General features: G+C 62.3%; 9 protein-coding genes. 3 read left to right on the top strand and 6 right to left on the bottom strand.

The features are described 5' to 3' along the window. The first annotated feature begins 19 nt into the window (after positions 1–19). The 3 genes from QZ648_RS06195 (at position 20) to selD (ending at position 3,941) form a co-directional block, all read left to right on the top strand. Positions 20–2,458 (top strand): heavy metal translocating P-type ATPase, encoded by a 2,439-nt coding sequence (locus tag QZ648_RS06195; protein ID WP_291996433.1) that lies wholly within the window; start codon positions 20–22, stop codon positions 2,456–2,458. An 86-nt stretch (positions 2,459–2,544) separates the two neighbouring features. After that, positions 2,545–2,751: a heavy-metal-associated domain-containing protein gene (locus tag QZ648_RS06190; RefSeq protein ID WP_169067220.1), complete on the top strand. Its 207-nt coding sequence runs from the start codon at positions 2,545–2,547 to the stop codon at positions 2,749–2,751. Between the two features lie 68 nt (positions 2,752–2,819). Continuing rightward, positions 2,820–3,941, top strand: coding sequence for a selenide, water dikinase SelD (gene selD / locus QZ648_RS06185; protein ID WP_291996432.1), 1,122 nt, complete (start codon positions 2,820–2,822; stop codon positions 3,939–3,941). Positions 3,942–4,006: 65 nt separating this feature from the next. Here selD and QZ648_RS06180 read toward each other — a convergent pair whose 3' ends face one another. The 6 genes from QZ648_RS06180 to QZ648_RS06155 all read right to left on the bottom strand — a co-directional run bounded on the left by QZ648_RS06180 (position 4,007) and on the right by QZ648_RS06155 (position 12,267). Further along, complete coding sequence (locus QZ648_RS06180) at positions 4,007–5,251, bottom strand: DUF1015 family protein (protein WP_291996431.1); 1,245 nt, start codon at positions 5,249–5,251, stop codon at positions 4,007–4,009. A gap of 214 nt (positions 5,252–5,465) precedes the next feature. Further along, positions 5,466–6,908, bottom strand: coding sequence for a glycogen synthase GlgA (glgA, locus tag QZ648_RS06175; RefSeq protein WP_291996430.1), 1,443 nt, complete (start codon positions 6,906–6,908; stop codon positions 5,466–5,468). Positions 6,909–6,928: 20 nt separating this feature from the next. After that, on the bottom strand, positions 6,929–8,197 hold the full coding sequence (gene glgC / locus QZ648_RS06170) for a glucose-1-phosphate adenylyltransferase (protein ID WP_169067218.1): 1,269 nt from the start codon (positions 8,195–8,197) through the stop codon (positions 6,929–6,931). Between the two features lie 61 nt (positions 8,198–8,258). Then, a complete protein-coding gene (locus QZ648_RS06165; RefSeq protein ID WP_169067217.1) occupies positions 8,259–9,902 on the bottom strand; it encodes an alpha-D-glucose phosphate-specific phosphoglucomutase in 1,644 nt (547 codons plus the stop codon). Between the two features lie 54 nt (positions 9,903–9,956). Then, positions 9,957–11,591 (bottom strand): glucose-6-phosphate isomerase, encoded by a 1,635-nt coding sequence (pgi, locus tag QZ648_RS06160; RefSeq protein ID WP_291996429.1) that lies wholly within the window; start codon positions 11,589–11,591, stop codon positions 9,957–9,959. Positions 11,592–11,865: 274 nt separating this feature from the next. Continuing rightward, the gene (locus QZ648_RS06155; RefSeq protein WP_291996428.1) at positions 11,866–12,267 is read right to left on the bottom strand and encodes a hemerythrin family protein; all 402 of its coding nucleotides are present in this window, start codon (positions 12,265–12,267) and stop codon (positions 11,866–11,868) included. Between the last annotated feature and the right edge of the window lie 54 nt (positions 12,268–12,321).

Raw genomic sequence — 12,321 nt, 5'->3', positions numbered from 1 at the left:
TAAGGCGACTTCTCAAACGATGAGCGAACAGAAAAAAAACTCGCCACGCCTCGACCTGCCGATCGCGGGCATGACTTGCGCGGCCTGCGCAACGCGCATCGAGAAAGTCCTCAACCGCTTGCCCGGCGTCATGGCTAGCGTCAACCTGGCCAGCGAACGCGCCCAGGTCGCCCTTTCGCCGGGCACCAGCTCGCCGCAAGAGGTCGTCGCGGCGATCGCGAAAGCGGGTTTCAGCGTCCCGCAACAGACCACAGAACTGGCCATCGAAGGAATGACTTGCGCCGCCTGCTCGACGCGCCTTGAAAAGCTCCTCAACCGGCTACCAGGGGTCGAGGCGGTCGTCAACCTGGCGACCGAGCGGGCGACGCTCCGCCATACGCCGGGCATGGTCGATCCAGCGCTGCTGCTCGCCACCGTCGAACGTGCCGGCTTTGTTGGGCGCCTCGCCGATAATCGCTGCCGCAACGAGGAGAAGGCCAAAAAAATAGCCGCCGAACAGGCTGAACTGCGCCGCTTCTGGATGGCGGCCGCGCTAACTCTGCCTTTGGCCGCGCAGATGCTGACCATGTTCGATGTGGGCGGCGGGCAAGCTCACCCGGACCTGCTGCCGCGCTGGCTGCAACTCGCACTGGCGACGCCGGTGCAGTTCTGGCTCGGCTGGCGTTTCTACGCTGGTGCGTGGAAGGCCTTGCGTGGTGGCGGGGCGAACATGGACCTGCTGGTCGCCCTGGGAACCAGCATGGCTTATGGCTTCAGCCTCTTCGTCACCGTCTCCGGCGCTGCCCATCTGCATGTCTATTTCGAAGCCTCGGCGGCCGTGATCACCCTGGTCCTGTTGGGCAAATTGCTCGAAGCACGGGCCAAGGCCAGAACCACCGACGCGATCGAAGCACTCGTCCGCCTGCAGCCGAAAACAGCACGCGTCGAACGTGACGGCAGGCTGATAGAACTCGACGCCGCGCTGCTCATCCCCGGCGATATCTTTGTCGTCCGCGCGGGCGAAAACCTGCCGGTCGATGGCGAAGTCATTGATGGTGCGTCGACGGTCAATGAAGCGATGCTCACCGGCGAGAGCATGCCGGTGGCCAAGGAGCCGGGAGCACGCGTCTTCGCGGCCACGGCCAACGGCGAGGGAATGCTGCGCTGTCGAGCCAGCGGCGTCGGGGAACACACCCTGCTCGCCGGAATCATCCGCATGGTCGCCGAAGCACAGGGCTCAAAAGCGCCCGTGCAGCGCCTCGCCGACCGCATCTCGGCAATTTTCGTACCCATCGTCTGTGCCATTGCCCTGTGCACCCTGCTTGGCTGGTGGGCGTTTGGCGGCGACTTCAGCGTCGCCCTGATCAATGCCGTGGCGGTGCTGGTGATTGCCTGTCCTTGCGCCCTCGGGCTGGCAACGCCGACGGCGATCATGGTCGCCACCGGACAGGGTGCCACGGCGGGTATCCTGATCAAAAATGCCGAAGCGCTGGAACGTGCCGAGAAAATCAGCGTGCTGGCCGTCGACAAGACCGGCACACTGACCCGTGGCGAGCCGGTGCTCACCGATCTGCTGCCGCTCGCTGTGTCGGCGGACGAAGCACTGACCCTGGCAGCCGCTCTCGAACAGGGTTCCGAACATCCCCTGGCCAAGGCCATCCTGCAGCATGCGCAAGCCAGCCAGCTGACGCTACCGGCGCTGACCCAGTTCCGCGCCCTTCCCGGTCGCGGGGTGGAGGGTCGGGTTGGCGAACGTCTGCTGCGCCTCGCTGCCCCCAGCGAGTTTGTCGCCATGAGTTTGCCGCGCGACCAGATTGCCAAGCTGCAGCGCACGGGCAAGACCGTGGTGATCCTCGCTGAACGAGGCCCGGGCGGCAGTAACGCCGAAAGCAATCAGGCAGACAGCGAGCGGGCCCTGGCGCTGCTGGCCATCGCCGACCCCTTGCGCAGCACCTCTCGCGCCGCCGTGACCCGGCTCAAAGGCATGGGTATCCGGGTGGTGATGCTGACCGGCGACCACGCTGCGACAGCAGCAGCGATCGCCAACGAAGCGGGAATCGAAGAGTTCCGGGCCGGCATACTCCCCGGCGACAAAGCCGCGGCAGTCAATACGCTGAAGTCGGGCGGCACTGTCGTCGCCATGGTCGGCGACGGAATCAACGACGCCCCGGCGCTGGCGGCGGCTGATGTCAGCTTCGCCATCGGCGCCGGATCGGACGCAGCCATCGAGGCCGCCGACGTGACGCTGGTGCGTGGGGACCTGAATGGAATTGCCGACGCCATCCTTCTTTCGCGTGCGACGCTACGGAAAATCAGGCAGAATCTCTTCTCTGCCTTCATCTACAATGTTCTCGGCATACCGCTGGCCGCACTCGGCATGCTCAATCCGGTCATTGCCGGCGCGGCGATGGCGATGAGCTCGGTTTCGGTGGTCACCAACTCGCTGCTCCTCAAGCGCTGGCATGCGGGCCGCAGCTGATGGCCGGCGGTGCCGGCAATGGAAACGGGACTGACTGCGGCGCGCGCCGGCGAGCAAGGGCGCCGACAACATGAAAGGGAAGCGAAATGGAGACCATCGCCATTGGCGTTGTCGGAATGCACTGCCAGTCCTGTGTAAAAAGCGTCAGCATGCTCCTCGAGAGCTTGCCCGGAGTTGCCCGGGTCGAGGTGTCGCTGGACGCCGGCCAGGCCAGAATCAGCTACGACCCGAAGTTGGCGAGCATCGCCGACTTCACGGCGGCGATCGATGAGGCGGGCTTCGAAAGCAGCTGAAAAGCCTCGCCGGTAGAGACCCCGGCCACACCACCACCTTGACGCCCCAGCCCCCTAGCGGACTTATCATGACCAAAAAAAAATCCCGGACCAACGCGCCCGCAACTCCGGAAAACGTCCACAGCGAGCCGCTCAAACTGACCCAGTTTGCACACGGCGGCGGCTGCGGATGCAAGATCGCTCCGAATGTACTCGAACAGATCCTCGCCAAGACCGTTCCCGCCATCGTCCCCAAGCAATTGCTGGTCGGCATCGAGACCAGTGATGACGCAGCCGTCTACCAGCTCAACACCGATCAGGCGCTGGTAGCGACCACCGATTTCTTCATGCCAATTGTCGATGACCCCTTCGATTTCGGCTGCATCGCAGCGACCAACGCCCTGTCCGACGTCTATGCCATGGGTGGCGTACCGCTGCTGGCGCTGGCCATCGTCGGCATGCCGGTCAACAAACTGCCGCTCGCGACGATCAAACGCATTCTCGAAGGGGGCGAGTCGATCTGTGCGAAGGCGGGTATTCCAATTGCCGGTGGCCACACCATCGACTCCCTCGAACCGATTTACGGTCTCGTCGCCATTGGTCTGGTGCATCCCGACAACCTCAAGCGCAACTCCGGCGCCCGCCCCGGCGACAAGCTGATTCTCGGCAAGGGATTGGGCGTTGGCTTTTACAGCGCAGCGCTCAAGAAGGGACTGCTTTCGACCAGCCACTACACAGCAATGATCGCTTCGACGACGCAGCTCAACACGCCCGGACGGGCGCTCGCCTGCCTGGCCGGCGTACATGCGATGACTGACGTCACAGGCTTCGGCCTGCTCGGTCATCTGGTGGAAATCTGCAAGGCATCGCGAGTCTCGGCAGTCATCGATTACGCGGCCTTGCCGCTATTGGCCGACGCCCTCGATTATGCCGAAAAAGGCTGCATTACCGGTGCCTCGGATCGCAACTGGGCGAGCTACGGAGACTACGTGGCCGAAGCGACGACGAAGCACCTGACTGGGCTTGAACAGGCCCTGCTGACCGATCCGCAGACCAGCGGCGGCTTGTTGATCGCCTGTGCGCCGGAAGTGGTCACCGAAGTCCTGTCGGTTTTCCTGCAGGAAGGCTTCGATCAGGCGACGGTGATCGGTGAGTTGAGCGCCGGGAAAACGCAGGTTTCCGTCCTCAAGAGCGAGACCGGGACGGGCTGAAGCCGACGCACGGACGCCAGCTACCGACCCCCTGCTTGCTTCGTCGGCTCACCCGGTTGCGAAGCTCAATCCAGGACGTGCGACACCAGGCCGTCGGCGAGTTTGGGTTCGAACCACGTCGACTTGGGCGGCATCACCTCGCCGGCATCGGCAACCGCCATCAGGTCGGCCATCTGCGTCGGATAGAGCGCAAAGGCAACCGCCATCTCGCCACTATTCACCCGTCGTTCGAGTTCGCCCAAGCCGCGCATGCCGCCAACAAAATCGATGCGCGTATCGCGGCGCAGGTCGGTGATTCCCAGCACCGGAGCAAGGATCTGCTCGGCGAGCACGGAAACGTCGACGCGCCGTACCGGATCGGCCGCCGGAAGCAAACCAGGCCGCAGTTCCAGGCGATACCAGCGAGCGCCAAGATACATGCCGCAGACGCCGCTACGCTCCGGCTTCACCGGGCTGGTCGACGGCAGAACGTGATAGCGCTCGCCAACCGCCGCCAGGAAAGCTTCCTCGCTCAAGCCATTGAGGTCGCGAGCGACACGGTTGTAGTCGAGGATGCGCATCTGTGAAGCGGGGAAGATCACCGCCAGGAAAAACTCGGCGCTAGCCGCTGCACCCGCCTGGCCTCGCCGCGCCGCGGCTACTCGCGAGGCCGCTGCCGAGCGATGATGACCGTCGGCGATATACAGCGCAGGCATGGCTTCGACGAGCGCACTGATACGCGCAACACTCTCCTCGTCGTCGATCATCCACAGGGTATGCCGGATGCCGTTGTCGCCCGTCACATCAGCGACTGGCACACTTTCGGCGGCCTCCCGGAGCAGGCGCTCAAGGGTCTCGTCGTCGCCATTGACCAGCAGCACGGGACCGGTTTGTGCATTCAGTGCTTCAATCTGCCGAACACGGTCGTCTTCCTTGTCCGGGCGGGTGAACTCATGCTTGCGGATACGGTTGCTGTCGTAGGCGGCTATCGAAGCAGCGGCCACGAGTCCTGTCTGGACATGTTCGCCCATCACCAGTCGATAGGCGTAATAGCACGCATGCGGGTCACGGCAGAGCACGCCGTCGTCGATCAGACGCTGAAAATTTTCCGCCGACTGAGCATAGACCTCGGGCGCGAAGTGATCGATCTCCGGCGGCAGGTCGATCTCGGCCTTGGACACATGCAGGAAAGACAAGGGCTTGCCGCTCGCCGCCGCGCGAGCCTCATCGCTGGAGAGGACATCATAAGGCGGCGCGGCAACTGCCGCGGCATCCTGGCGACGCGGACGGAGACCGGCAAACGGCCGAATAAGGCAATGATCAAAAGACAATGAGCTCTCCTGTGGGAGTTTGATTCTGGAAATTACGGTCGCAAATTCTCACCCTTGCGACGGCGATGTTGCCACTGCAGCCGCGATTATAGTGCTCACTCGGCTGCGCTGACAGGAGCCGCACTTGATACTGCCTGGCACAGCCAGCGCTGCTTACGGAGGGATTAACCGTAGGCCCGCCAGGGAAAAACGCGTGGGACGACTCTTCGACCCTTCAGATGCTTCGGTACAGGGCCTCGTAGCGCCTTGCCGAGTCATCCCAGGAAAAATCCTGCGCCATGCCGTGCTGCTGCAGGCGGTGCCAGGTCGCGGCGTCGCGGTAGAGCACGCAGGCCTTGCTTATCCTTGCGGCCAGCTGACGGCTGCTGGCATCGTCAAACGAGAAACCGTTGGCCGTACCTGCTTTGAGGTTTTCCACCGTCGCATCGATCACCGTATCGGCCAGGCCGCCGACTCGCCGCACCAGTGGCACGGTGCCATAGCGCAGGGCGTAGAGCTGCGTCAGGCCGCAGGGCTCGAAACGCGAAGGAACGAGCAAGATGTCGGCGGCGGCCATGATACGGTGTGACAAGGCCTCGTCGTAGCCGAGATGGACCGACACAGCGGCGGGATGAGCCGTCGCGGCGGCCCTGAAAGCGGCTTCGATGTCAGCCTCGCCGCTGCCAATGACCACCAGCTGCGCCCCCTCGGCCAACAGCGTCGGCAAGGCACCAAGGACCAGATCCATGCCCTTTTGCGAGGTCAATCGACTGATGATCGCGAACAGCGGCGCCTTGGCACGGGGAACGAAATTGAGATCTTTTTGCAGCCTGAGCTTGCAGATCAGCTTGCCGCGCAGGCGTTCGGGACGGTAGTTCATGCTCAGGGCGGGGTTGCTGCTGGCGTCCCAGACGGAATAGTCAACACCATTGAGGATGCCAGAAAGATCGTCGCCCCGACCACGCAGTACGCCGTCCAGCCCCCAGCCGAATTCCTGCGTGCAGATTTCCCGCGCATAGGTCGGGCTGACGGCGTTGACCCGTTTCGCATGCACCAGCGCAGCCTTCATGAACGACAACTGTCCGTGAAACTCGATGCCACTCTGATTGGCACCAGAAATCTGCAAACCCAGGTCGTGGTGGTAGTCGAGAGGGAAAAGGCCGCGGAAGGAGAGATTGTGGATGGTGAACACGGTGGCTGTGGACAGGGCCGGATTCTGCGCGATATAGGCGGGCGCCAGTCCAGCGTGCCAATCGTGCGCGTGCACGACTTCGGGCTGCCAGTATTGATCAAGCTCTCCGGCAGCGAGGTGTGCCGCAACCCAGCCGAGGAGCGCAAAGCGGCGATGGTTGTCGCGCCAGTCGCAAGCGTCCGGGCCAAGGTAAGGATTACCGTCGCGCCGGTAAAGAAAAGGCGCGTCGATGATGTAAGCCAGCAAGCCGCTGTCGGGCAGGCGGCCAAGGCGCAGGGTAATGAGCGCAGCGCCAAAGGCCGGACCGATGTGAATCACTCGCTCGAGATCGGTCACGCCCTTGAGCATCGCCGGCATCCCTGGCAACAGGATGCGAACGTCGAGTCCGCGCGCGGCCAGGGCAGCCGGCAAGGCGGCCACGACGTCAGCGAGGCCGCCGGTCTTGACCAGCGGGTAGATCTCCGCGGCAACGTGCAGAATGCGCACGGACTATCGAGCCTGCCGCGTCAGGTGAGTCGCTCGATCATTTTCTGCGTAATCAGCGTAACGCCGTTCTCGGTATGCCGGAAACGACGCGCATCGTCTTCCGGGTCTTCGCCAACGACCATGCCCGGCGGAATCTGACAGCCACTGTCCACGACGCAGCGACTCAGACGAGCTCGCGACCCGATGACCGTACCGGGAAGCAGGACCGACAGGTTCACCCTGGCGTAGGAATGGACGCGAGAACTGGAAAACAACAGCGAACGATTGATTTCGCCAGAAACGATACAGCCGCCGGAAACCGTGGACTCGATGGCCGTGCCGCGCCGGTCGAGATGGTTATGGACGAATTTGGCCGGTGGCAACTGCTCTTGATAGGTCCACACCGGCCAGTTGCTGTCATAGAGATTCAGCGCCGGTACCGTGCCAGTCAGATCGATGTTGGCGTCCCAGTAGGCATCAATCGTCCCCGCGTCACGCCAGTAGTGCTCCCTGAAGGGTTCATCGGGAGCCATGACACAGCTGCGCGAAAACGAGTGTGCGACCGCGCAGCGGTTGGCCACGGCGCGTGGAATGATGTCCTTGCCGAAGTCGTGATTGGAGGTCTCGTCGGCAATATCACGGGCCAGTTCGGCATACAGGTACTTGGCATTGAAGACGTAGACGCCCATGCTGCACAAGGACATCTCCGGATTGCCCGGCATCGCCGGTGGATCGGCCGGCTTCTCGATGAAGTCGGTAATCATGCCGTTCTCATCGACGTCGACGATACCGAAACCACTGGCTTCCTTGCGCGGCACCTCGATGCAGGCGACGGTGCATTCGGCACCGCTCTCGACGTGATCGACAAGCATAATGCCGTAGTTCATCTTGTAGACATGGTCGCCGGCCAGGATCACGACGTACTCGGGCGCCGGATTATAGGTTTCGAGGATGTCGATGTTCTGGTAAACGGCGTCGGCCGTGCCACGATACCAGGACTCCTCGTCAATCCGCTGTTGCGCCGGCAACAGGTCGACGAACTCGTTGACTTCGCCGTGCAGGAAACTCCAGCCGCGCTGCAGGTGACGCAAAAGGCTGTGTGATTTGTACTGGGTCACCACGCCAACGCGTCGAAACTGCGAATTGACGCAGTTCGACAAGGCGAAATCGATGATCCGGAACTTGCCGCCAAAGTGCACCGCCGGTTTGGCGCGGCGATCAGTGAGTTCGTGCAAGCGACTGCCGCGCCCGCCAGCGAGCACCAAGGCGATCGCCTTGCGCGACAACTGGAATGTTCTCCTTTCAACCATTTTCTCTACCCCTTTTCATACTGCATTCACTGCATTTGGTGGCCAATAGCCATCACCCTTTCTAGCTGATCACGTCCGGGCCTTTTCTCCCGGTGATCACGGCAATCTGTGCGACCGTCTCGGCAAGTTGCACGAGCGGGGCGAGCGCCTCCTGCGTCGGCACCTCGTGGAGACTTGGGTCGGCCACGAAACGTTCGAGATAGACGCGCAACGTCGCCCCTTCCGTACCCGTGCCGGAGAGCCGGAAAACCACCCGCGAGCCGTCGTCGAGCATGATGCGGATGCCCTGGCGTTCAGAGCGTGAGCCATCGACCGGGTCGGTATAGGCAAAATCATCGGCGGCCTCGATACGCAGTTCATTGCACAGCGAGCCCGCCAGTTGCGGCAGGCGCGCGCGCAAGCCATCCATCAGGCGATCGGCCGCGGCGGTCTCGATGCCCTCGTAGTCGTGGCGCGAGTAGACGTTGCGCCCGAAACGCTGCCAGTGCTCACGCACGATGACATCGGCCGGCATATCGCGCACCGCCAGAATGTTGAGCCAATAGAGCACCGCCCACAGGCCATCCTTCTCGCGCACGTGACTGGAACCGGTGCCCGCGCTCTCTTCGCCGCAGATGGTGGCCTTGCCGGCATCGAGTAGCGAACCGAAGTATTTCCAGCCGGTCGGTGTTTCGTAACAGGGAATACCCAGGGCTTTGGCAACGCGGTCCACGGCACAACTGGTCGGCATCGAGCGCGCCACGCCCGCCAGGCCGGCCGCGTAAGCGGGTACCAGCGCATGGTTCGCGGCGATCACTGCCAGACTGTCACTCGGACTGACGACGAAACCGCGACCGACGATCATGTTGCGATCACCATCGCCGTCCGAGGCCGCACCGAAGGACAGACCCGAGCGGCTGTCGGCCAGCGCAGCGACCAGTTCGGCCGCATAGACGGGGTTCGGATCGGGATGGCCGCCGCCAAAATCCGGCAGCGGCGTGCCGTTCACCACCGTACCCGCTGGAGCGCCGAGACGGTCTTCGAGAATGGCCTTCGCGTAGGGGCCGTTGACCGCGTGCATGGCGTCGAAACGCATGCGGAAATCCGGACGTGCAAGTAGAGCAGCGATGCGATCGAAGTCAAACAGGGACTCCAGGAGTTCGGCATGATCGGCGACCGGATCGATGATGCTGACGGCCATGTCGCCCACTTGAAACTCGCCCAGCTGCCCGAGGTCGATATCTGCCGCCTCGATAATGCGATAGGCACTGATCTCCTGCGTGCGCTGATACACCGCGTCGGTAAAAGTTTCGTTCGCCGGTCCGCCATTGCCGAGGTTGTACTTGATGCCGAAGTCGCCATCGGGACCACCCGGGTTGTGACTTGCGGACAGGATAAGGCCACCAAAGGCCTGCCATTTGCGGATCACGGCGCTGGCTGCCGGAGTGGACAGAATACCGTCACGACCGACCATGGCGCGGCCAAAGCCGGCCGCTGCCGCCATGCGTAGAATGGTCTGAATAGCGACATCGTTGTAATAGCGGCCGTCGCCACCAACGACCAGCGTTTTGCCTTGCTGGCCGCTCAAGCTGTCGAAAATGGCCTGCACGAAATTCTCGAGATACCGCTCTTGCTGAAATACCGTCACTTTCTTGCGCAGCCCGGATGTCCCCGGCTTCTGGCCCGAGAACGGCGTGCTGGGAACGCTGATCACCTTCGTAGTCATGTCATGCCTCATGGCAAATTGAGCGCCCCGGCCGGCGACCGGAGCAAAATCGGTTCAGGCAATATGCTGCCGGGTGAAGGCCAGCAGCCCTTGCGTCGATGCATCGAGTTTTTTCGCCAGCTGTTCATCGCTCAGCGCAGGCAGAATGCTGTTGGCCACCGCCTTGCCAAGCTCGACACCCCACTGGTCGAAGGAATTGAGTCCCCAGATAGCGCCCTGCACGAATACCTTGTGTTCGTAAAGTGCCACCAGGGCACCGAGCGTTTGCGGGTCAAGCCGCGACATAAGCAGCGTGGACGACGGCTGATTGCCGGCAAAGACCTTGTGCGGCAGGAGTTCCGCGAGTTTCTCGGGCGACAGGGTGCCACTCAGCTCACTGCGTGCCTCATCCTCGGTCTTGCCGAACGCCAGGGCCGCGCTCTGTGCGAAGCAGTTGGCGAGCAGCGCCTCCTGATGTCCTGGCAAGGGGTAGTCCGAGCGCACGGCGGCGATGAAATCGCAGGGTACCAATCGTCCACCCTGGTGGAGAAGCTGGAAGAACGCGTGCTGGCCGTTGTTGCCGAGCTCCCCCCAGACGATGGGATTCGAAGCATGCGCGAGCGGCTGGCCATCAATCCCGACGGACTTGCCGTTGCTCTCCATTTCGAGTTGCTGCAGGAAGGACGGGAAGTAGCGCAGTGACTCGTTGTAGGGCAACACGGCGTTGGTCGTCGCGCCCAGGAAGTTGGTGTTCCAGATCCCGATCAAGGCCATCACCACAGGCAGGTTGCGCTCGCAGGGCGTGCTGCGGAAATGCTCGTCCATGCGCTCGGCGCCGGCCAGCAGCTCGTCATAGGCCTGCGGACCGATGGCGATCATCAAGGCCAGGCCAACTGCCGACCACAGCGAAAAACGGCCACCGACCCAGTCCCAGAGAGGAAAGACCGAGCCCTCGTTGATCCCGAAGTCGACCGCCCGCTCGGGTTTGGCCGTCAAGGCCGCAAAATGCAGGGCAACGGCGGCGGCATCACCGAGGTTGGCGACCAGCCAGCTGCGCGCGGTTTGCGCATTGAGCATCGTTTCCTGAGTGGTGAAGGTCTTGCTGGCAAGCAGGAAAAGCGTCGTGCGCGGGTCAAGCGTTTGCAGGAGCGGCGCCAGCTGGGCGCTATCGAGGTTGGAGACATAATGCACCGCAAGTGCCGGATGCGAAATTGAACGCAGGGCGTAAGCGAGCATTTTCGGTCCGAGGTCAGAGCCCCCGATGCCGATATTGACGACCGTACGAATCGGCATGCCGGTAAAGCCAAGCGCCTGGCCAGCACGAATACGCTCGGCGAAGGCGGCCATGCGCTGGCGCGTCGGCAAGACCTCGGCCATGACGTCGAAGTCGGCACTGGGAAACGGCGCGTCCGATCGCCGCAAGGCGACGTGCAGCACCGAGCGATCTTCGCTGACATTGATCTTCTCGCCGCTGAACATTCGTGCCGTTGCCTCGGCAAGTCCAACTTCCTTGGTCAGCTCGACCAGCAGGGGTAGCGTCGCCGAATCCATGCGCTGCTTCGAGAAATCATAAAGGATGTCAGCAAAGCTTAGCGAGAGTGCAGCGACGCGATCCGGGTTGCTGGCGAAGAGTTGTCTGAGATGCACCGGCGAGAGCGATTGCCGGTGCGCTTCAAGGGCCTTCCAGGCAGCTGAAGAGGTAATGTTCATGGTCGGTACGGGCTCATCAAGAAGTGGTCAGGCCATCTACAAATGGCCGATTAAAAGGGGCCTGCAATCAAATATGACAACATATGCTGTTCCGCTTATCAGCTTGCCAGAATGCTCGAAAGAACGCAAAAAAGAATGCGCGGCGAGAGCTTCGAAAGCGACTTCCAGGGGCACTCCACAGGAGCGTTTCCGGGAAGTCTCGCAAGGCATATTCGATCGTAGTGGAGCGTCATTCCGCAGGCCGGCGACGACAAGCCGCGAGCAGCTCAAGGCCTCAGGCAATACGCTCCCGTAGTCTGGCGGCGAAAGGCTTGTCTTCGTCGGTGATATGACGCTCGAACCAGTATTCCGCATAACGCAGGAAGGAGTGAACATCCTGCAAACCGTCATGCACGGCGGCGAGTGCCTTGCGTAGCATACGCAGGTTCTCGTCATGGGCGCTGGCATGATCGGCAAAGTCGACGCCGAGTTGGCGCGCAAGGCGCTCCTCGCTGGCGAAGTGCCACTCCAGATAGTCGAGCAGGCTGTGAAACTCGTCGAGGGATACGGGTCCGCTGCCAAAGGATGAGTTCTTGAGGGACTCGATACGGCGAAAGATCTCCTCGTGCTGGACATCGATTTCGGGCAGATCGATCAGAAGTGCCGTCGGTAACAAGCCAGTAAGGGGGTACTCCATGCTCAGGCTCCGCGAGTGGACGGTCGATTGCAAGAATAATCACAGTATAAAAAG

Source organism: Candidatus Accumulibacter sp. ACC012 (assembly GCF_907163155.1).
GTDB classification, from domain to species: domain Bacteria; phylum Pseudomonadota; class Gammaproteobacteria; order Burkholderiales; family Rhodocyclaceae; genus Accumulibacter; species Accumulibacter delftensis.
Note: the sequence above shows the minus strand (reverse complement) of the source record. Positions and strands in the feature narration are given on the sequence as shown.

Excerpts from the sequence above, each read along its gene's own strand:
- QZ648_RS06190 (WP_169067220.1), top strand. The coding sequence starts at position 2,545 with ATGGAGACCATCGCCATTGGCGTTGTCGGAATGCACTGCCAGTCCTGT.
- QZ648_RS06195 (WP_291996433.1), top strand. The coding sequence starts at position 20 with ATGAGCGAACAGAAAAAAAACTCGCCACGCCTCGACCTGCCGATCGCG.
- glgC (WP_169067218.1), bottom strand. The coding sequence starts at position 8,197 with ATGGTTGAAAGGAGAACATTCCAGTTGTCGCGCAAGGCGATCGCCTTG.
- QZ648_RS06155 (WP_291996428.1), bottom strand. The coding sequence starts at position 12,267 with ATGGAGTACCCCCTTACTGGCTTGTTACCGACGGCACTTCTGATCGAT.
- selD (WP_291996432.1), top strand. The coding sequence starts at position 2,820 with ATGACCAAAAAAAAATCCCGGACCAACGCGCCCGCAACTCCGGAAAAC.
- pgi (WP_291996429.1), bottom strand. The coding sequence starts at position 11,591 with ATGAACATTACCTCTTCAGCTGCCTGGAAGGCCCTTGAAGCGCACCGG.
- QZ648_RS06165 (WP_169067217.1), bottom strand. The coding sequence starts at position 9,902 with ATGACTACGAAGGTGATCAGCGTTCCCAGCACGCCGTTCTCGGGCCAG.